Annotated in this window: 19 protein-coding genes, 1 tRNA gene and 1 pseudogene; 16 read left to right on the top strand and 5 right to left on the bottom strand. The window is 71.9% G+C overall.

Going from position 1 to position 20,579, the window contains the following annotated elements; all coding sequences use genetic code 11:
• The first annotated feature begins 180 nt into the window (after positions 1-180).
• From ACFF45_RS04915 to glmS, 11 genes are all read left to right on the top strand, one after another.
• Positions 181-1,101, top strand: coding sequence for a hydroxymethylglutaryl-CoA lyase (locus ACFF45_RS04915; RefSeq protein ID WP_381342467.1), 921 nt, complete (start codon positions 181-183; stop codon positions 1,099-1,101).
• 6 nt (positions 1,102-1,107) lie between these two features.
• On the top strand, positions 1,108-2,268 hold the full coding sequence (locus ACFF45_RS04910) for an acyl-CoA dehydrogenase family protein (RefSeq protein WP_381342331.1): 1,161 nt from the start codon (positions 1,108-1,110) through the stop codon (positions 2,266-2,268).
• Between the two features lie 168 nt (positions 2,269-2,436).
• Entirely contained in the window at positions 2,437-3,483 is a 1,047-nt protein-coding gene (locus ACFF45_RS04905; RefSeq protein WP_381342328.1) for an ABC transporter substrate-binding protein, read from the top strand.
• Positions 3,484-3,518: 35 nt separating this feature from the next.
• Positions 3,519-4,376 (top strand): siderophore-interacting protein, encoded by an 858-nt coding sequence (locus tag ACFF45_RS04900; protein ID WP_381342325.1) that lies wholly within the window; start codon positions 3,519-3,521, stop codon positions 4,374-4,376.
• A gap of 143 nt (positions 4,377-4,519) precedes the next feature.
• Positions 4,520-5,962, top strand: coding sequence for a lysine decarboxylase DesA (desA, locus tag ACFF45_RS04895; protein WP_381342322.1), 1,443 nt, complete (start codon positions 4,520-4,522; stop codon positions 5,960-5,962).
• Positions 5,946-7,223, top strand: coding sequence for a lysine N(6)-hydroxylase/L-ornithine N(5)-oxygenase family protein (locus ACFF45_RS04890; RefSeq protein ID WP_381342320.1), 1,278 nt, complete (start codon positions 5,946-5,948; stop codon positions 7,221-7,223). Before desA ends, ACFF45_RS04890 begins: the two co-directional genes overlap by 17 nt.
• Positions 7,220-7,759, top strand: a complete 540-nt coding sequence (locus ACFF45_RS04885; protein ID WP_381342317.1) for a GNAT family N-acetyltransferase — start codon at positions 7,220-7,222, stop codon at positions 7,757-7,759. The genes ACFF45_RS04890 and ACFF45_RS04885 overlap by 4 nt, the downstream gene beginning before the upstream one ends.
• A complete protein-coding gene (locus ACFF45_RS04880) occupies positions 7,756-9,528 on the top strand; it encodes an IucA/IucC family protein (RefSeq protein WP_381342314.1) in 1,773 nt (590 codons plus the stop codon). Before ACFF45_RS04885 ends, ACFF45_RS04880 begins: the two co-directional genes overlap by 4 nt.
• 201 nt (positions 9,529-9,729) lie before the next feature.
• Complete coding sequence (locus ACFF45_RS04875; protein ID WP_381342311.1) at positions 9,730-10,251, top strand: hypothetical protein; 522 nt, start codon at positions 9,730-9,732, stop codon at positions 10,249-10,251.
• Between the two features lie 84 nt (positions 10,252-10,335).
• Positions 10,336-10,593 carry a hypothetical protein gene (locus ACFF45_RS04870; protein WP_381342308.1) on the top strand — a complete coding sequence of 86 codons (258 nt, stop codon included), beginning with the start codon at positions 10,336-10,338 and terminating at the stop codon, positions 10,591-10,593.
• A 13-nt stretch (positions 10,594-10,606) separates the two neighbouring features.
• Positions 10,607-12,424, top strand: coding sequence for a glutamine--fructose-6-phosphate transaminase (isomerizing) (gene glmS / locus ACFF45_RS04865; RefSeq protein ID WP_381342305.1), 1,818 nt, complete (start codon positions 10,607-10,609; stop codon positions 12,422-12,424).
• 365 nt (positions 12,425-12,789) lie between these two features.
• Here the strand turns inward: glmS and ACFF45_RS04860 are convergent, their stop codons facing one another.
• On the bottom strand, positions 12,790-13,317 hold the full coding sequence (locus ACFF45_RS04860) for a universal stress protein (RefSeq protein WP_381342302.1): 528 nt from the start codon (positions 13,315-13,317) through the stop codon (positions 12,790-12,792).
• Positions 13,318-13,626: 309 nt separating this feature from the next.
• Here ACFF45_RS04860 and ACFF45_RS04855 point away from each other — a divergent pair, with 309 nt between their 5' ends.
• The 5 genes from ACFF45_RS04855 to ACFF45_RS04835 all read left to right on the top strand — a co-directional run bounded on the left by ACFF45_RS04855 (position 13,627) and on the right by ACFF45_RS04835 (position 18,182).
• Positions 13,627-13,959, top strand: coding sequence for a hypothetical protein (locus ACFF45_RS04855; RefSeq protein WP_381342300.1), 333 nt, complete (start codon positions 13,627-13,629; stop codon positions 13,957-13,959).
• 377 nt (positions 13,960-14,336) lie between these two features.
• A complete protein-coding gene (locus tag ACFF45_RS04850) occupies positions 14,337-15,584 on the top strand; it encodes a helix-turn-helix domain-containing protein (protein ID WP_381342297.1) in 1,248 nt (415 codons plus the stop codon).
• A 119-nt stretch (positions 15,585-15,703) separates the two neighbouring features.
• Positions 15,704-16,306: an oligoribonuclease gene (gene orn, locus ACFF45_RS04845; RefSeq protein ID WP_381342294.1), complete on the top strand. Its 603-nt coding sequence runs from the start codon at positions 15,704-15,706 to the stop codon at positions 16,304-16,306.
• A gap of 116 nt (positions 16,307-16,422) precedes the next feature.
• Positions 16,423-16,498 (top strand) — tRNA-His (locus ACFF45_RS04840).
• 343 nt (positions 16,499-16,841) lie between these two features.
• Positions 16,842-18,182, top strand: a complete 1,341-nt coding sequence (locus tag ACFF45_RS04835; protein WP_381342292.1) for an endonuclease domain-containing protein — start codon at positions 16,842-16,844, stop codon at positions 18,180-18,182.
• Positions 18,183-18,268: 86 nt separating this feature from the next.
• On the opposite strand, the gene ACFF45_RS04830 is transcribed toward ACFF45_RS04835, so the two are convergent.
• From ACFF45_RS04830 to ACFF45_RS04815, 4 genes and pseudogenes are all read right to left on the bottom strand, one after another.
• Entirely contained in the window at positions 18,269-18,652 is a 384-nt protein-coding gene (locus tag ACFF45_RS04830) for a DUF2398 family protein (protein WP_417801357.1), read from the bottom strand.
• 67 nt (positions 18,653-18,719) lie between these two features.
• A pseudogene (locus ACFF45_RS04825) lies at positions 18,720-18,971 on the bottom strand (DUF2397 family protein); the annotation flags it as partial.
• 106 nt (positions 18,972-19,077) lie between these two features.
• Positions 19,078-19,374, bottom strand: coding sequence for a hypothetical protein (locus ACFF45_RS04820; protein WP_381342290.1), 297 nt, complete (start codon positions 19,372-19,374; stop codon positions 19,078-19,080).
• A 126-nt stretch (positions 19,375-19,500) separates the two neighbouring features.
• A complete protein-coding gene (locus ACFF45_RS04815) occupies positions 19,501-20,556 on the bottom strand; it encodes a LacI family DNA-binding transcriptional regulator (protein WP_381342288.1) in 1,056 nt (351 codons plus the stop codon).
• Positions 20,557-20,579: the final 23 nt, after the last annotated feature.

Raw genomic sequence — 20,579 nt, 5'->3', positions numbered from 1 at the left:
GGCACGGGCACCCCCGGCACCAGGGACACCGGGACCAGCACCCCCGGGCCCAGCAGCCCCGGCACGCCCACCACCGAGCCCCACACCACCGGCACGCCCATCACCAGGACCACCGCCCCCGGCACGCCCACCACCAGGACCACCACCCCCGGCACGCCCACCACCGAACCGGCCCTCCCCATGGTCGTACCGGCCCCCGACCTGCCCACCCGGGTCCGGATCCACGAGGTCGGCCCCCGGGACGGCCTGCAGAACGAGCCGGCGCAGGTCCCGACCGAGGTGAAGGCCGAGTTCATCCGCCGGCTGGCCGCCGCGGGCCTGACGACGATCGAGGCGACCAGCTTCGTGCACCCCGAGTGGGTGCCCCGGCTCGCCGACGCCGAGCGGCTGTTCCCCCTCGTCAGCGACCTGCCGGTGGCCCTCCCGGTGCTCGTCCCCAACGAGCGCGGCCTGGACCGGGCGCTCGCCCTGGGCGCCACCCGGGTCGCCGTCTTCGCCAGCGCCACCGAGTCCTTCGCCCGGGCCAACCTCAACCGCGGTGTCGACGCGGCGCTGGCCATGTTCGAGCCGGTGGTGGCCCGGGCCAAGGCCGAGCGGGTCCAGGTCCGCGGCTATCTGTCCATGTGCTTCGGCGACCCCTGGGAGGGGCCCGTCCCGGTCCCCCAGGTCGTCCGGGTCTGCAAGGCCCTGATGGACATGGGCTGCGACGAACTGAGCCTGGGCGACACGATCGGCGTGGCGACCCCCGGTCACGTCGCCGGACTGCTCACCGCGCTGCGCGCCGAGCACATCCCCACCGCCGCCCTCGGCGTGCACTTCCACGACACCTACGGCCAGGCCCTGGCCAACACCCTGGCCGCGCTCCAGCACGGCGTCACCACGGTCGACGCCTCGGCGGGCGGCCTCGGCGGCTGCCCGTACGCCAGGAGCGCCACCGGCAACCTCGCCACCGAGGACCTGGTGTGGATGCTGCACGGCCTCGGCATCGACACCGGCATCGACCTCGGCCGTCTCACCGCCACCAGCGTGTGGATGGCCGGCCACCTGGGCCGACCCAGCCCGTCCCGCACCCTCAGAGCCCTCTCCCACCAGGAGCAGTGACGCGTCATGGACCACCGCCTCAGCCCCGAGCTGGAAGAACTCCGCCGCACGGTGGAGGAGTTCGCGCACGAGGTCGTCGCGCCCAGGATCGGCGACTACTACGAGCGGCACGAGTTCCCCTACGAGATCGTCCGCGAGATGGGCCGCATGGGCCTGTTCGGGCTGCCGTTCCCGGAGGAGTACGGCGGTATGGGCGGCGACTACCTCGCCCTCGGCGTCGCCCTGGAGGAACTGGCCCGCGTCGACTCCTCGGTGGCCATCACCCTGGAGGCGGGTGTCTCGCTGGGCGCCATGCCGGTCCACCTGTTCGGCACCGAGGAGCAGAAGCGCCGGTGGCTGCCCCGCCTGTGCTCCGGCGAGATCCTCGGCGCCTTCGGCCTGACCGAGCCGGACGGCGGCTCGGACGCGGGCGCGACCCGCACCACGGCCCGGCTCGACGCGGCGACCGGTGAGTGGGTGATCAACGGCACCAAGTGCTTCATCACCAACTCGGGCACGGACATCACCGGCCTGGTCACGGTGACGGCGGTGACGGGCCGGACGCCGGACGGCAAGCCGCTGATCTCGGCGATCATCGTGCCGTCCGGCACGCCCGGCTTCACGGTCGCCGCGCCCTACTCCAAGGTCGGCTGGAACGCCTCCGACACCCGGGAGCTGTCCTTCGCCGACGTCCGGGTCCCGGCGGCCAACCTGCTCGGCGAAGAGGGCCGTGGCTACGCCCAGTTCCTGCGCATCCTCGACGAGGGCCGCATCGCCATCGCCGCGCTCGCCACCGGCCTGGCGCAGGGCTGCGTCGACGAGTCGGTGAGGTACGCGAAGGAACGGCACGCGTTCGGCCGGCCGATCGGCGCCAACCAGGCCATCCAGTTCAAGATCGCCGACATGGAGATGAAGGCGCACACGGCCCGGCTGGCCTGGCGGGACGCGGCGTCCCGGCTGCTGGCGGGCGAGCCCTTCAAGAAGGAGGCGGCGCTGGCGAAGCTGTACTCCTCCACCGTCGCGGTGGACAACGCCCGCGACGCCACCCAGGTCCACGGCGGTTACGGCTTCATGAACGAGTATCCGGTGGCCCGTATGTGGCGGGACTCGAAGATCCTGGAGATCGGCGAGGGCACCAGCGAGGTGCAACGGATGCTGATCGCACGGGAGTTGGGTCTCGCGGGCTGAACGACCCGCCGCTCGGGGCCGAACGGCCGTTTCCCCGGGGCGGGTCGGCGGGAAGATCACGGGTTGGGGTCGGAGCAGGTCCCGCCTCTGGACATCACGTGAGGTTAGGCTAACCTACCTTCGAATTGTCCGGCGGGTCATCCGCCCTGTTCGAAAGCAGCCACACTCATGTCCAACGCCCGTGCCACCCACCTCACCCGCCGCGGCATCCTCGCCGCCGGCGGTGCCCTCGGCCTCGGTGCCGTGCTCGCCGCCTGCGGCGACGAAGACACGAACGGCGGCGGCTCGGACGCGAAGGCATCCGCCACGGCCTCCGGCCCCTGGTCGTTCAAGGACGACCGCGGCACGACGGTGAGGCTGGACCGGACCCCGGCCGACATCGTCGCCTTCGTCGGCGTCGCCGCCGCCCTGTACGACTACGGCATCGAGGTCAAGGGCGTCTTCGGCCCCACCACCACGCAGGACGGCAAGGCCGACGTCCAGGCCGGCGACATGGACGTCAGCAAGCTGACCGTCTTCGGCAACGTCTGGGACCAGTTCAACGTCGAGCAGTACGCCGCCTTCCAGCCGGACGTGCTGATCTCCACCACCTTCGACAGCGCGGGCACCCTCTGGTACGTCCCCGAGGCGTCCAAGGACGAGATCGCCGAGCTCGCCCCGAGCGTCGCCGTCTCCGTCTACGACCGCCAGATGACCGAGCCGCTCCAGCGCATGTGGGCGCTGGCCGAGTCGCTCGGCGCGGACATGAAGGCCGCCGCGGTGGTCAAGGCCAAGCAGGAGTTCGAGGCCGCCGCCGAGCGGCTGCGCAAGGCCGCCAAGGCCCGCCCCGAGATCAGGGTGATGGCCGGTTCGGCGAGCCAGGAGCTGTTCTACGTCTCCGGCACCAACCTCTCCATCGACCTGGAGTACTTCAAGGCCCTCGGCGTGAACTTCGTGGAGCCGCCGGAGCAGGCCAAGGCCGAGGGCGGCGGCTGGTACGAGTCGCTGAGCTGGGAGAACGTCGACAAGTACCCGGCCGACATCATCATGATGGACGACCGCTCCTCGACGATCCAGCCGGCCGACATCACCGAGGGCACCTGGAAGCAGCTGCCCGCGGTCGAGGCGAACCAGGTCATCGCGCGTTCGCCCGAGCCGATCCTCTCGTACGACAAGTGCACGCCGCTGCTGACCACCCTCGCCGAGGCCCTCGAGAAGGCCAGGAAGGTCAGCTGACCGCGCTCACCTGACGTCGACTCAGGAGATACCCCATGACTACGGCCGTGGCCGCCCCGTTCCGTTTCTTCTCCCTCCAGGTCGTACGGACGAGGCGGCTCGGTCCGTCCCTGGTCCGGATCACCTTCGCCGGGCCCGACCTCGGCGCCTTCCACTCCCTCGGCCGCGACCAGTCGCTGTCGCTGTTCCTGCCCCACCCGGGGCAGCCGGAGCCGGTGGTGCCGGTCGAGCTCGGGGACGGCTGGTGGCAGGGCTGGCGGGAACTGCCCGACGACGTGCGGGCCGTGATGCGGTCCTACACCCTGCGGTCGCTGCGCCGGGATCCGGACGAGATCGACATCGACTTCGTCCTGCACGGCGTCGAGCCCGGTGCCGCCGTCCCGGCCGGACCCGCCTCCCGGTGGGCCGCGCGGGCGGCCGCGGGGAACCGGGTGCTGCTGCTCGGCCCGGCGATCGCGGACAACCGGGCGATCCGGTTCCGGCCGCCGCAGGACACCGACCTGGTCGTCGTCTGGGGCGACGAGACCGCCCTGCCCGCCGTCTCCGCCGTCCTGGAGTCACTGCCGGCCGGCACGCGCGCCCGCGTCTGGCTGGAGGTGCAGGACGCCGGGAACATCCAGGACCTGGCGACCGAGGCCGACGCCGAGGTCACCTGGCTGGTCCGGGACCCGCACGGCGCCGGGCACTCCCCCGCGGCCCTCGACGCCCTGCGCTCCGCCCCGCTGCCGCCCGCCGGCCACCCCTACGTCTGGATCGCGGGCGAGTCGTCCCGCGTGAAGGAGCTGCGCCGGCACTTCGTCGGCGAGTGCGGCGTCGACCGCCGCCGGGTCACCTTCGTCGGTTACTGGCGACAGGGGCTCACCGAGGAGCAGTTGCGCGAGCGGGGCGAGTAACCGCCCGCCGCCCGGCGGCCGTTCACCGTGACGGCTGTCACGACTCCTGCCACCTTCCGCCGGAGTTAATTAGGTTAGGCTCACCTAAGTTAGACGCGGCCTTCCCCGTCCCGCACCGGACCGTCCCACCGGAGGACCCCCACATGCGCTCGCACCTGCTCAATGACACGACCGCGGAGCAGTACCGCCGCTCCGTGACCGCTGGAGTGGAGCGGGTGGCGGCGAAACTCGCCACCACCGAACGTCCGTTCACCGGCGTCACCGTCGACGCCCTGGCACCCCGCATCGAGCAGATCGACCTCGACCGGCCGCTGCACGACACCGCCGCCGTGCTGGACGAACTGGAGGACGTCTACCTCCGGGACGCCGTCTACTTCCACCACCCCCGCTACCTCGCCCACCTCAACTGCCCGGTGGTCATCCCGGCCGTGCTCGGCGAGGCGATCCTCTCCGCCGTCAACTCCTCCCTCGACACCTGGGACCAGTCGGCCGGCGGCACCCTGATCGAGCGCAGGCTCATCGACTGGACCGCCGAGCGCATCGGCCTCGGCCCGGCCGCGGACGGCGTCTTCACCTCGGGCGGCACCCAGTCCAACCTCCAGGCGCTGCTGCTCGCCCGGGAGGAGGCCAAGAGCGACGACCTCGCGAAACTGCGCGTCTTCGCCTCCGAGGCCAGCCACTTCAGCGTGAAGAAGTCCGCCAAACTCCTCGGCCTGGACGCCGACTCGGTCGTGGTGATCCCCGTCGACCACGACCAGCGCATGCAGACCGTGGCGCTCGCCCGCGAGCTGGAGCGGTGCACGCGGGACGGCCTGGTCCCCATGGCCGTCGTCGCGACCGCAGGCACCACCGACTTCGGCTCCATCGACCCGCTGCCCGAGATCGCCGAGCTGTGCGCGCAGCACGGCACCTGGATGCACGTCGACGCCGCCTACGGCTGCGGCGTGCTCGCCTCGGTCAAGCGCCGCGCCCTGCTGGACGGCATCGAGCGCGCCGACTCGGTCACCGTCGACTACCACAAGTCCTTCTTCCAGCCGGTGAGCTCCTCCGCCGTGCTGGTGCGGGACGCGTCCACCCTGCGCCACGCCACCTACCACGCGGAGTACCTCAACCCGCGCCGGATGGTGCAGGAACGTATCCCCAACCAGGTGGACAAGTCCCTCCAGACCACCCGCCGCTTCGACGCCCTCAAACTCTGGGTCACGCTGCGCGTGATGGGCGCCGACGGCATCGGAGAGCTCTTCGACGAGGTGTGCGACCTGGCCCGGGAGGGCTGGCGGCTGCTCGCCGCCGACCCGCGCTACGACGTCGTGGTCGAGCCCTCCCTGTCCACCCTGGTCTTCCGTTACGTCCCGGCCGCCGTCACCGACCCGGCCGAGATCGACCGCGCCAACCTCTACGCCCGCAAGGCCCTGTTCGCCTCCGGCGAGGCCATCGTCGCGGGCACCAAGGTGGGCGGCCGCCACTACCTGAAGTTCACCCTGCTCAACCCCGAGACCAAGGCGTCCGACATCGCCGCCGTCCTCGACCTGATCGCCGGCCATGCCGAGCAGTACCTGGGAGAATCCCTTGACCGCGCTTCCTGACACCACGAAAAAGACCTACGACTTCGTGGGGATCGGGCTCGGCCCCTTCAACCTCGGCCTCGCCTGCCTGACCGAGCCGATCGCCGAACTCGACGGCGTCTTCCTGGAGTCCAAGCCGGACTTCGAGTGGCACGCGGGCATGTTCCTGGACGGCGCCCACCTCCAGACCCCGTTCCTGTCGGACCTGGTCACGCTGGCCGACCCGACCTCGCCGTACTCCTTCCTGAACTACCTGAAGGAGAAGGGGCGGCTGTACTCGTTCTACATCCGCGAGAACTTCTACCCGCTGCGGGTCGAGTACGACGACTACTGCCGCTGGGCCGCCGGCAAGCTGAGCAGCGTCCGCTTCGGCAGCACGGTCACCGAGGTGACGTACGAGGACGAGCTGTACGTCGTGCGCACCGCGGCGGGCGACGTCTTCCGCGCCCGCCACCTGGTCCTCGGCACCGGCACCCCGCCCTACGTGCCGGACGCCTGCGCGAACCTGGGCGGCGACTTCCTGCACAACTCGCGCTACGTCCACCACCGGGCGGAACTCCAGCGCAAGGAGTCGATCACGCTGGTCGGCAGCGGCCAGTCGGCCGCCGAGATCTACTACGACCTGCTCGGCGAGATCGACGTGCACGGCTACCAGCTGAACTGGGTGACGCGCTCGCCGCGCTTCTTCCCGCTGGAGTACACCAAGCTCACGCTGGAGATGACCTCCCCGGAGTACGTCGACTACTACCGCGAGCTGCCCGAGGCGACCCGCTACCGCCTCACCGCCGAGCAGAAGGGCCTGTTCAAGGGCATCGACGGCGATCTCATCAACGAGATCTTCGACCTGCTCTACCAGAAGAACCTCGGCGGGCCGGTCCCCACCCGGCTGCTGACCAACTCGGCGCTCACCAGCGCGCGGTACGACAACGGCACGTACACGCTGGGCTTCCGCCAGGAGGAGCAGGGCAAGGACTTCGAACTCAGCTCGCAGGGCCTGGTGCTCGCCACCGGCTACCAGTACGTCGAGCCGGAGTTCCTGGCGCCGGTCCGCGACCGGCTGGTCTACGACTCACAGGGCAACTTCGACGTCGCCCGCAACTACGCCGTCGACGTCACCGGCAGAGGCGTCTTCCTGCAGAACGCCGGCGTCCACACCCACAGCATCACCTCCCCCGACCTCGGGATGGGCGCGTACCGCAACGCGTACATCATCCGCGAGCTGCTCGGCAGCGAGTACTACCCGGTCGAGAAGTCGATCGCGTTCCAGGAGTTCTCCGCATGACCACCGGCACCTTCACCGTCCGCCCCCTCGACCCCCTGAAGGACGCCGAGCTGCTGCACGGCTGGGTGACCCACCCCAAGGCCGCCTTCTGGATGATGCAGGACGCGAGACTGCGGGACGTCGAGCGCGAGTACCTGCGGATCGCGGCCGACGAGCACCACCACGCCTACCTCGGCCTGCACGACGGCGCACCGGCGTTCCTGATGGAGAAGTACGACCCCCGGTACGTCGAGCTGGTGGGCCTGTACGACCCCGAGCCCGGCGACGTCGGCATGCACTTCCTGGTCGCCCCCACCGACCGGCCCGTGCACGGCTTCACCAGGGCCGTCATCACCGCCGTGATGGAGGAGCTGTTCGCCGACCCGCGGACCCGGCGCGTGGTGGTCGAGCCGGACGTGGGCAACAAGGCGGTGCACGCGCTCAACGAGGCCGTCGGCTTCGTGCCCGTGCGGGAGATCGACAAGCCGGAGAAGCGCGCGCTGCTGAGCTTCTGCACGCGCGAACAGTTCATGGCCGCCCGAGGAGTAGCCGTATGACCCTGTCCGACGCCGTGGCGCACCTCTCCCCCCACCGCTGGGCGCGGGCCAACCGCCTCCTGATCCGCAAGGCCCTCGCCGAATTCGCCCACGAGCGGCTCCTCGTACCGGAGCCCGCCGGGGACGGCGCGTACGTCGTCCGCAGCGACGACGGCCTGACGCGGTACACCTTCACGGCCGTGGTCCGGTCCCTGGACCACTGGCAGATCGACGCCGACTCCATCACCCGGCACCGCGACGGCGGCGAGCTGCCGCTGGCGGCCCTGGACTTCTTCATCGAGCTGAGGCGGGCGCTCGGCCTGAGCGACGCGATCCTGCCGGTCTACCTGGAGGAGATCTCCTCCACCCTCTCCGGCACCTGCTACAAGCTCACCAAGCCGCAGACCCCGGTCGCCGAGCTGGTCACCAGCGGCTTCCAGGCCATCGAGACCGGCATGACCGAGGGCCACCCCTGCTTCGTCGCCAACAACGGCCGGCTCGGCTTCGGGATCCACGAGTACCTCGCGTACGCCCCCGAGACCGCGAGCCCGGTCCGGCTGGTGTGGCTGGCCGCGCACCGCTCGCGGGCCGCCTTCACGGCCGGGGCCGGCATCGAGTACGAGTCGTTCCTGCGGGACGAGCTGGGCGCGGAGACGGTCGAGCGGTTCCGCCGGCAGCTCACCGACCAGGGCCTGGACCCCGCGGACTACCTCTTCGTCCCGGTCCACCCCTGGCAGTGGTGGAACAAGCTGGCCGTCACCTTCGCCGCCGAGGTCGCCCGGCAGCACCTGGTCTGCCTCGGCGAGGGCGACGACGAGTACCTGGCCCAGCAGTCCATCCGCACCTTCTTCAACACCAGCCACCCCGAGAAGCACTACGTGAAGACGGCGCTGTCCGTCATCAACATGGGCTTCATGCGCGGGCTGTCGGCCGCCTACATGGAGGCCACCCCGGCGATCAACGACTGGCTCGCCCAGCTGATCGAGGGCGACCCGGTACTGAAGGTGACCGGCCTGTCGATCATCCGCGAGCGGGCGGCGGTCGGTTACCGGCACCTGGAGTACGAGCAGGCGACGGACCGCTACTCGCCGTACCGCAAGATGCTGGCCGCGCTGTGGCGGGAGAGCCCGGTGGCCGCCCTCCGGGACGGCGAGTCGGCGGCGACCATGGCGTCGCTGCTGCACGTCGACCACGAGGGCCGGGGCTTCGCGGCCGCGCTGATCGAGCGGTCGGGCCTGGCGCCGGAGGAGTGGCTGCGCCGCTATCTGCGGGCCTACTACACCCCGCTGCTGCACAGCTTCTACGCCTACGACCTGGTGTACATGCCGCACGGCGAGAACGTCATCCTGGTCCTGAAGGACGGCGTGGTCGAACGCGCGATCTACAAGGACATCGCCGAGGAGATCGCCGTCATGGACCCGGACGCGGTGCTGCCGCCGACGGTGGAGCGGCTGCGCGTGGAGGTGCCCGAGGACAAGAAACTGCTGTCCGTCTTCACGGACGTCTTCGACTGCTTCTTCCGCTTCCTCTCGGCGAACCTGGCCGCCGAGGGGGTCCTGGAGGAGGACGCCTTCTGGGGCACGGTCGCGAAGGTCACCCGCGAGTACCAGGAGTCGATGCCCGAACTCGCCGACAAGTTCCGGCAGTACGACATGTTCGCGCCCGAGTTCGCGCTGTCCTGCCTGAACCGGCTCCAGCTGCGCGACAACCAGCAGATGGTGGACCTGTCCGACCCGGCGGGCGCGCTCCAGCTGGTCGGCACCCTGAAGAACCCGATCGCCGGGTTCTGACGTCCCAGGGACGGACGGGCACCCCGGAGTACGGTCCTGCGGGGTGCCCGTCAGCACGTCCCCGCGGTCACGAGCGGGACGGCCCTCGGGGCACGGCCCCGTCACCACGGCACCTGCGGCGACCGGTGGCAGTCGATCCCCGGCGCCTCCCGCCGGGGGCCCTGCGCGGCGAGCCGCTCCCGGTAGCGGTCCCCGTCGTGCGTGGCCGCCGGCGACCACCCCAGCGACGGGAAGACGGAGGACGCCAAGGCCGCCGCCGGCACCGCACGCCGGCCGTCACCGGCATCGCGGCCGTGGAGTGGCGTCCGGCGTCCGGCGGCCGGCCGGGAGAACGGATCCCTGCGCTTCACCGTGCGCGACACCCCGCCCGAGTACGACCCCGACGCGGTCGAACCGGGGGGCGGGAAGGACCCGCTGATGGCTCCGGTCGCCGCCACCGTGCAGGCCCTCCTGCCGCACCCGGCCGCCCCGGCCCCGGCCCCGGCCGCCGCCCCGGACACCCCCGCTCGGGAGCCGGAGCCCGCCGCGCCCGCCTTGGAGGACGACCACGACGCACTGCTGCGGCGCCTGCGCGAGCCCGGCGGACCGCACCGCACCGGCGTGCCCACCGGCGAGGAGTTCACCCCGGCCGAGCGGGCGGTCCTGAGACGGATGCGATCCCACGCCCGCACCGGGCCGGCCGGCCGGCCGCGGGAGACGACGTCGTCCATGAGCGTCCCCTGACTCCCGCACAGCCCACTCGCGCGCCCTTGCCCGAAATCGGGCAAGATTGTTGCGAAAGCGGCGTCGGTACTCCAGGATCATCGGGTGCACGACGAACTCGTTGATCATCTGACGCGGTCCACGCCCCTCAACCGGGGCGAGGCACTGCGGGTGATCCAGGACGTGCTCGCCTACTTCGACGAGACGACCGAGGAGTTCGTCCGTCGCCGCCACCGCGAGCTCCAGGCCCAGGGCCTGGTCAACGCGACGATCTTCGAACAGATCGCGGCGGACCTGACATACCGGGCGGTGGCACCTCCCGAGCTCACGCTCAGGCAGCTGCGCCGCATCGTCTACGGCTGAGGAATACATCTCTATGTGCGGAATCGTCGGATACATCGGGAAGCGTGATGTCGCCCCCCTGCTCCTGGAGGGCCTCCAGCGGCTGGAGTACCGCGGCTACGACTCGGCCGGCATCGTCGTCACCTCCCCCAAGGCGTCCGGCCTGAAGATGGTCAAGGCCAAGGGCCGGGTCCGCGACCTGGAGGCCAAGGTCCCGGCGCGCTTCAAGGGCACCACCGGCATCGCCCACACCCGCTGGGCCACCCACGGCGCCCCCTCCGACGTCAACGCCCACCCCCACCTCGACCCCGAGGGCAAGGTCGCCGTCGTCCACAACGGCATCATCGACAACGCCTCCGACCTGCGCCGCAAACTGGAGGCGGACGGCGTCGAGTTCGTCTCCGAGACCGACACCGAGGTCCTCGTCCACCTGATCGCCCGCTCCCAGGCCGAGAAGCTGGAGGACCGGGTCCGCGAGACGCTGCGCCTGATCGAGGGCACGTACGGCATCGCGGTGCTGCACGCCGACTTCCCCGACCGGATCGTGGTCGCCCGCAACGGCTCCCCGGTCGTCCTCGGCATCGGCGAGAAGGAGATGTTCGTCGCCTCCGACATCGCCGCGCTGGTCACCCACACCCGGCAGATAGTGACCCTCGACGACGGCGAGATGGCCACCCTCAAGGCCGACGACTTCCGCACCTACACCACCGAGGGCACCCGGACGACCGCCGAGCCGACCACCGTGGAGTGGGAGGCGGCCTCGTACGACATGGGCGGCCACGACACCTACATGCACAAGGAGATCCACGAGCAGGCCGAGGCCGTGGACCGCGTGCTGCGCGGCCGGATCGACGACCGCTTCTCCACCGTGCACCTCGGCGGCCTGAACCTGGACGCCCGCGAGGCGCGCCGGATCCGCCGCGTGAAGATCCTCGGCTGCGGCACCTCGTACCACGCGGGCATGATCGGCGCCCAGATGATCGAGGAGCTGGCCCGGATCCCCGCCGACGCCGAGCCGGCCTCCGAGTTCCGCTACCGCGACGCGGTCGTCGACCCCGACACGCTCTACATCGCCGTCTCGCAGTCCGGTGAGACCTACGACGTGCTGGCGGCCGTGCAGGAGCTCAAGCGCAAGGGCGCCCGGGTGCTGGGCATCGTGAACGTCGTCGGCTCGGCGATCGCCCGCGAGGCCGACGGCGGCATCTACGTGCACGCCGGCCCCGAGGTCTGCGTGGTCTCCACCAAGTGCTTCACCAACACCTGCGTCGCCTTCGCCCTGCTCGCCCTGCACCTCGGCCGCACCCGCGACCTCTCGGTCCGGGACGGCAAGCGGATCATCGCGGGCCTGCGCAAGCTGCCCACGCAGATCGCCGAGATGATGAAGCAGGAGGAGGAGATCGAGGAGCTGGCCAAGGAGTACGCCGAGGCCCGCTCGATGCTCTTCATCGGCCGCGTCCGCGGCTACCCGGTCGCCCGTGAGGCCTCCCTCAAGCTCAAGGAGGTCTCGTACATCCACGCCGAGGCCTACCCCGCCTCCGAGCTGAAGCACGGCCCGCTCGCCCTGATCGAGCCCGCCCTGCCGACGGTCGCGATCGTCCCCGACGACGACCTGCTGGAGAAGAACCGCGCCGCGCTGGAGGAGATCAAGGCCCGCAGCGGCCGGATCCTGGCGGTGGCGCACCAGGAGCAGGAGAAGGCCGACCGTACGATCGTGGTCCCGAAGAACGAGGACGAGCTGGACCCGATCCTGATGGGCATCCCGCTCCAGCTCCTCGCCTACCACACGGCGCTGGCCCTCGGCCGGGACATCGACAAGCCGCGGAACCTCGCCAAGTCGGTGACGGTCGAGTAGCACCCCGCTCGCGAGCAGCGCGGACGACAACAGGACGGACCCCCCGGGTCACCACCGGACACGGGGGGTCCGTCCCGTACGCCGGGGACCCGCCCTCTCCCCCGGCCGGCGCCGGCGCGGTGCCGGTCCCGGCGTCGCCCTCCCGGAACGCGGGCGGTCCGGCGGCGAACAGGGCGGCGCCGCCCACCCCGTGAGCCGGTGTCACGGCGTCCGCCGCCGTCACCCCCGTCGACCAGGTGCGGTGGCGCGGTGACCGATACAGCCCTTCACCAGAGCACGAACACATCCGCGCGGCACTGGATCCGGCCGGCGCGCAAGGGGAGCCGGCCCTGCCCGCGGTGCATGTCACCCGGGCCGAGGGCGGGTTACGGGATGACGACGACGGGGCGCTTGGCCCGCTTGGCCAGCCGCCCCGCGACCGAGCCGAAAAGACGGCCCACGATGCCGTGCGTGGAGCCGACGACGATGGCGTCCGCCGCGTACTCGCGCCCGACCTCCTCGAGTTCGTGGCAGATGTCACCGCCGCGCTCGACCAGGATCCAGGGCACCTCGGTGAGGTAGTCGGCGCAGGCGAGCTCCAGACCGAGTGCCTCGGTCCGGTGGTCCGGCACGTCGACGAAGACGGGGGGCTCGCAGCCCGCCCACACGGTGGTGGGCAGCCGGTTGGCCACATGGACGATGATCAGGCCCGAGTGGGAGCGCCGGGCCATGCCGATCGCGTACGCGAGGGCACGCTCACTGGAGGTCGAGCCGTCGAAGCCGACGACGACGCCGTGCTTGAAGGCGGGGTCGCACGCGTGGCGCGCCTCTTCCGCCGCCAGGGGATCGGCCGCCGTGGGGTCGGCGACCGGCCGCTTGCGGTCCGCGGGTTCGAAGAATTCGTGACCGGCCATGGCTGTCTCGGCGTTGTGATCCTTGATCAGGTGGGACGACAATGTGCGGCGGAGCTGTGTCCGGGAATCATCTTCCCAACCCCATACCCCCAAGGGTACGGCGGCACGCCTCCTTAGCGCAGGTCCCGCTCACGTCCGCGGCGGGTTCCAGGGAGCATGCACGAGGGGGCGCCCGTAACGCAATGGTTGCTGCCTCGTACAGGCGGTTTGCACGGCATTCACTTGCGCCGCCGGCGCCGGCCCCGGTCCGGCAGTGACCGACCCGTCTCATTGACGTTGAACCCCGTGACCACCGCCACAGGAGTACGCATGCCCGCACCCCGCCCGGCCGCCGAGACGCGCCCCGGGACCGCGTCCGGCCCGGACGCGGTGACCGACGTGGTCCGGTGGGCCGTCTTCAGCTGCGCCCTCGTCCCGGTGATCCTCGTCTGGTGCGGGGGCTCCCTCGCGGGGGCGGGCGGTACCGCCCTGGGTCTCGCCGCCGTCACGGCCGCCTGCCGGGCGCTGCTGCGCGGCTCCGAGCGCGGCGCGGCCCGGCTGCGAACCGCGGAGGGCGCACCGCACCGGGGCCGGCACCAGCGGAGCGGTTCGGGGGCCCACCGGGGCGGGCGGCGGCCAGGCGGACATACACCGGTCGGTTGACCGGTTTCCGCGCACGCGCCCGTATCTTTTCAGCCAACTTCTGACGTGTGTGCATCGGGCCCCCCGAGCACCCCCCAACCCCCGTTCGACCTGCACGGAAAGAGTCTCGTAGGGTTCACAGACCCTACGTGGATTGGCCACTGCCACAAGGCGCACTTCCCTGCGCGGTCCGCTAGTGCAACGCTTCGTGATCGAATGCTTCACGCCAAGTTGCCAAGTCGACAATGCGCCGGGTGATGAACCGGCCATGCCGGCACGGCGGGACACAGTAAATTCGATCTTGACTGTCTACGGCGGGGGACTCGTGCAGGACCGAGGGGAAACGTGCAGGAGCGACACAACCGAGGAGCCGCGACCACCGAGGGGGGCTTAGCAGTATGAGCCACGACTCCACTGCCGCGCTGGACGCCGCGGCCCGGAAACTGTCCGGGCGCCGCCGCAAGGAGATCGTCGCGGTGCTGCTGTTCAGCGGCGGCCCCATCTTCGAGAGTTCCATACCGTTGTCGGTGTTCGGGATTGACCGCCAGGACGCCGGCGTACCGCGCTACCGACTGCTGGTCTGCGCGGGCGAGGAAGGCCCGCTGCGGACCACAGGGGGTCTGGAACTGACCGCGCCGCATGGCCTGGAAGCGATCTCCCGCGCGGGCACGGTGGTCGTGCCGGCCTGGCGGTCGATCACCTCGCCGCCGCCGGAGGACGCGCTCGACGCGCTGCGCCGGGCGCACGAGGAGGGCGCCCGGATCGTGGGCCTGTGCACGGGGGCGTTCGTCCTCGCCGCCGCGGGCCTGCTGGACGGGCGGCCGGCCACCACGCACTGGATGTACGCGCCGACGCTGGCGAAGCGCTACCCGTCGGTCCACGTGGACCCGCGGGAGCTGTTCGTCGACGACGGGGACGTGCTCACGTCGGCGGGCACCGCGGCCGGAATCGATCTCTGTCTGCACATCGTGCGGACGGACCACGGCAACGAGGCGGCCGGCGCGCTGGCCCGCCGGCTGGTCGTCCCACCGCGCCGCAGCGGCGGTCAGGAGCGCTACCTCGATCGGTCTTTACCGGAGGAGATCGGCGCCGACCCGCTGGCCGAGGTCGTCGCCTGGGCGCTGGAGCACCTCCACGAGCAGTTCGACGTGGAGACGCTGGCGGCGCGGGCGTACATGAGCCGCCGGACGTTCGACCGCCGCTTCCGCTCGCTGACGGGCAGCGCCCCGCTGCAGTGGCTGATCACCCAGCGGGTGCTCCAGGCGCAGCGGCTGCTGGAGACGTCGGACTACTCGGTGGACGAGGTGGCGGGCCGCTGCGGGTTCCGCTCGCCGGTCGCGCTGCGCGGCCACTTCCGCCGCCAGTTGGGCTCGTCCCCGGCCGCGTACCGGGCGGCGTACCGGGCGCGCCGGCCGCAGTCCGAACGCCCGTCCGACGGCGACGGCGCGGGCCCGCCCGCGCCGATGACCGGCCCACCGCCGCAGGCGGGCCCGCCGTCCGCCGCACTGCACCCGGACGGCCCGCTGCCGCTGCACGCCCGCCGCACGGCGGCGGCGAGCGCGGTCGGCTCCTCGGCACTGCCGGGCGACCACGCGCGGGAGGCGTACGTCAGGGCGAGTCTGCCGGGGCAGCGCAGCGGGTCGTGAGGCAGCCGTGACAGGGTGACGGGGTCCACAGGGGAGCAGACGGCCCCTGAGGACCCCGCCGCCGTCTCCGCGCCTGCACGGCACACCTCACATGGGCAGGCCGGCCGTAGGGTGGACGCATGAACGATCGCATGGTGTGGATCGACTGCGAGATGACCGGCCTCTCGCTGTCCGACGACGCGCTCATCGAGGTGGCCGCCCTCGTCACCGACTCCGAGCTGAACGTGCTCGGCGAGGGGGTGGACATCGTCATCCGCCCGCCGGACCGGGCCCTGGAGACGATGCCGGACGTGGTCCGTCAGATGCACACCGCCTCCGGCCTGCTCGCGGAGCTCCCGAACGGCACGACCCTCGCGGACGCCGAGGACCAGGTCCTCACCTACGTGCGTGAGCACATCAAGGAACCGGGCAAGGCCCCGCTGTGCGGCAACTCGGTCGGCACCGACCGCGGCTTCCTGCTGCGCGACATGCCCACGCTGGAGGACTACCTCCACTACCGCATCGTCGACGTGTCCAGCGTCAAGGAGCTGGCCCGCCGCTGGTACCCGCGCGCCTACTTCAACAGCCCCGAGAAGAACGGCAACCACCGGGCCCTGGCCGACATCCGCGAGTCCATCGCGGAACTGCGCTACTACCGCGAGGCCATCTTCGTGCCGCAGCCCGGCCCGGACTCGGACACCGCCAGGGCGATCGCCGCCAAGCACGTCCTGCCCGCGCGCTGACCGGCCACCGGGGCCCGCTTCGGGGCCCCGGGGAAAGCCGGGCGCGAGCACCCCTTCGGACCCTGTACACTTTTTCTCGGCCGGTCGGGGAAGCGACAGAAGAACCGCCGGTCATGGTGGGTGTAGCTCAGCTGGTAGAGCACCTGGTTGTGGTCCAGGATGCCGCGGGTTCGAGTCCCGTCACTCACCCCATGCGACAGGCCCATGACCTGCGGAAACGCGGGCCATGGGCCTGTCTGCCGTTTGACCGGGGCCTCACCACGGCCACGGCCCAGCCACGTCCACCCGCGATCCGAGCCGTCCGGGAAGGGGCGATAGCCGTCAGTCCGCACGGCCCCTCGCTCAGCGTATGTACATAGTCACATGATTTGCTGTTTCCTGAACCGATCCGCCAGTGAGTGACGGGCCCTGATGAGGCCCATGGGCGACGCGGCCCCACCGGTTCTCGCTCAGGAACAACGAGTTGCGGGCGGCGGCCCGGCTGACCGAGGCGCTCGGAACCCGCTGGCTCGTTGCGGGCCGTTAGCCTGTCGGTATGTCAGAGCGTGTCATGCCCGGCCGCACGGACGGCCTGATCACCCTGGGTGCCGCGGACGCTCTCTGGGTCGATCTGACGGCCGACAGTGCCGTGCCGACGGCTTCCGGGGCATTCACCCGCTCTCCCGCCCGTGCCCAAGTGGGGTACGTCCTGCTCGGCAGTCATGCGGTGGCGACGGTGAGGGTGAGCGGCGGTCAGTGGAGTGTCCCGGAGGATGAGGTGCGCCGGGCTGCCTCGGAACTGGTCGCGGTGGGGGTGGATCCGCAGGACCTGGTCCTCATCGGTCCGTTTCGTGGGGCGCCGAGGCAGGGGCGCGACGAGGAAACGCCGCTGCGTTGGCGCCGACGCATCGCGGGGGAACCACAGGAGTCGGGCGGCCCCGAGCGGGCAGCGCGACGCGACGTCGGTCGGCCGCACCATCTGGCGGGGATCGACTGGCGACAGATACTCGTGGAGCGGGACCGCGACGGGACGCAGCGCACGTGGTGGCTGCCGCGCGCCGTGGTCAGGCTGCTGGACGCGGCCGAGCACGCCGAAACGCAGTGGGTGCGAGCCGCGCGAGCCCGCCAGGCAAGCGCGGCCGCCACCGAGCCGTCCTCCCCCGGGCGGGCCCGATACGCCGGCGGTCGGCGGACAACGAGCCCCGCGGGCCCCACCGCCTCACTGCGCCCGTACGGCAAAGAGCTGGAAGGCCGGCTGTACTCGGTGCTCAGCAGGAAGCCCGGTATCTCCCGCAGGGTGGCCGAATGGGCGTGCGCTGTCTGCCGCGGCGCGCCCGCCACCGTGCTCGACCACTGCCACGAACACGGCTACGTCCGTGCCCCCGTCTGCCAGTCCTGCAACACACAGGAACGCCCCGACCACCTGTACAGCAACGACATCCGCGTGGCCAACCGCTACACACGCCTCTTCCACACCGACACCGACCAGTGGCTCCGCCACTGGCACCGCTGCCCCGGCTGCCGCGCACGCACCACCCTGCCCCTGCCGCACCTCGCCGCATGGACCGCCCACATAGCCTGCCGCTCACTGCGCCCGACCCACCGCGCCCCCCGCGGGCGCAAGCCCTGCGGTGTCCTGCGCGTGTCCTGGACGGGCAGTCAGAACGCGCCCCGCTCCTGCCTGCTCACCGTCACCGTCGACTTCTGCCCCTCCGGTGAGCACCGTGTCCTGGCGCAAGTCCCCTACCGCGAAGCCGCCGAACGGTTTCGTGCCTGGCTGGCCGAGACGGCCCCCGCCGTGGCCGCCGCGGCCGGTCCCGACCGCCTGGACGACCTCCCCGCCCAGCCCCGGCCAGTCATCGCGGACACCAGCGGCGAGGATCTGGAACTGTTCTGACCGGGCACCGGAGCCGTCGAAGATCCACGGGGCGGTTCAGCGGAACTCGGCGTCGCCCGCTCCCTGAGACGACACCGCCGTTCCCGTCAGCCCCAGGGGGCTCCGGCACTGACGCCGACTCGCCGGTGGATGCCGGCCGGCACTCCGTGGTGGACGGACCGGGCGCGCGCCGCGAGGCGTTCGGCGGCGGTGGGCGCGGGCAGCAGTTCGAGGGCGTGCCGTCCGGAACGCTGGACGGCGGCGCTGATCCGGGCGGCCGGCAGCAGCGCAGCCTGCGCGACGGTACCGCCGCCGGGAGAACGGATGTCGGACAGCCTGCCGGAGGTGTCGATGAGCGCCACGCCCTCGGCCCGCCGCTCCACCGTCAGCCCGGTCAGGCGCTCCAGGTCCTCGGCGAGGGCGGGGGCTCGCGGCCGGCCCGGGAGTTGGGTGTCGGCGTCGGCGTAGTACGCGACCGGATTCTCCAGCACCGGACGGCGCCATCTCGTTCAGCACCGAGTCGAGACGGCCGAGCTTGCGGTACACCTCCTCGCCGTCGCCCGCGGTGGTGGCCTCGGCCAGGGCGCGCGGGTCGCCGAGGACGTCGGAGAAGACGCGGCGGGAGAGCTGGGCGTCCTCCGGGCCGGCGCCGAGCACGTCCTCCACCGAGCGGTACGCCCGGTATCCGGCCTGGGTGAACCGGTACACGTAGTGGCGGTTGCGGTACGCGGCGAGGTTCGCGGCGCGCGTCCCGTCGTACGACCGGTCCAGGACCTGCCCCTGCGCGAGCGCGTCGAGCGGCGGCTGCACACCGGCGGGCCCGCCGACGGCGCCCGCGGCGGGATGGTCGACGGCGAGCCGCTCCAGCGGCCCACCACGTCCGAAACGTGCAGCGGCACCTGTGGTCGAAAAGGGGTCAGCCCTCACGTCTGTGCCACTGCACCTCCGGGTCCGGCAGGGTCCTGCGCAGTTCCGCCTCGACCTCCGCCCGCGTCGTCCGCTCCGCCTTCGCGTACTCGGTCACCGTCTGGCCCAGATCGCGGTCCAGGTCGCGCCAGGCCCGCCAGGCGGTCTCGTACGTCTCGCGCTGGGGCTCGTTCCAGCCGCCCTCCTGGGTCGGCGGACCGTAGGCGTCCCGCAGCTCCAGGACCCGTGTGTGCGCCTCGTCCGCGGCCCGCTGTTTCGCCAGAAGTTCCTCGAAGGTGTGTGCCACGCCGCGGATCCTATGCACGCCCCGGGGGGCCCGCCGCCCGACCGGGCCGTCCGCGCGACGCCCCCTGACTCACCCGGCGCAACCGGGGCCCCGGGGGCGCCCCGCCCCGCCCGGCACGGCCCGCGCCTACGAGGACGCCCGCTCCACCAGCTTCGTCGCCAGCACCACCCGCCGCCGCTCCAGCCCCCGGGACACCGCCGGGCGCCGGTCGGCGATCTCGGCGAGGAGCAGGTCGGTCATCCGCCGGCCCATCTCCTCGATCGGCTGCCGGACGCTGGTGAGCGGCGGGTCCATGTGGCGGGCGATGGCCGAGTCGTCGTAGCCGACCAGGGCCACGTCCTCGGGGATCCGGCGGCCCGCCTCGCGCAGGCCCTGGCGGGCGCCCGCCGCGGTCACGTCGGAGGCCGCGAAGACCGCGTCCAGGTCGGGACAGCGGGCGAGCAGCGCGGTCATCGCGCGCCGGCCGCCCTCCTCGGTGAAGTCCCCGGCCTCGATCAGCCGCTCGTCCGCCCCGTGCCCCGCGTCGCGCAGCGCGTCGCGGTAGCCGTCGATGCGCCGCTGGGCACCGTAGACGTCGAGGCGGCCGGTGATGTGCGCTATGCGGCGACACCCTCGGGCGATCAGGTGTTCGACAGCGGAACGGGCGCCGCCATAATTGTCCGAGTCCACCGAGGCCAGGGTCTCCTCCGCCGATCTCGGGCCGCTGATCACCGCCGGGATCTCCAGCTGGGCCAGCAGGTCCGGCAGCGGGTCGTCCGCGTGCACCGAGACCAGCAGCACGCCGTCCACCCGGTGCGCCGCCAGGTACTGGGCGAGGCGGCGGCGCTCCCGGTCGCTGCCCGCGAAGATCAGCAGCAGCTGCATCTCGGTGTCGGACAGCTCGGCGCCGACCCCGCGGAGCATGTCCGAGAAGTACGGTTCGGCGAAGAACCGGGTCTCCGGCTCGGGGACGACGAGGGCGATCGCGTCCGTGCGGTTCGCGGCCAGGGCGCGGGCGGCGGTGTTCGGGACGTAACCGAGCTCGGCGACCGCCGCCTCCACCGCCGCGCGGGTCGCGTCGCTGACCCGGGGCGAGCCGTTGATCACCCGGGAGACCGTGCCCCGGCCCACGCCGGCGCGCGCGGCGACCTCCTCCAGGGTGGGCCGGCCACCGCTCCGGCCCCGCGCTCCGTGGCTTGCCATGGGCTCCGCCTTCCGCCGCCGTT

The organism is Streptomyces cinereospinus (genome assembly GCF_042430725.1).
Classification (GTDB): Bacteria; Actinomycetota; Actinomycetes; order Streptomycetales; family Streptomycetaceae; genus Streptomyces; species Streptomyces cinereospinus.
The sequence above is the reverse complement of the archived record's forward strand: the minus strand, read 5'-3'. Positions and strand labels throughout refer to the sequence as shown.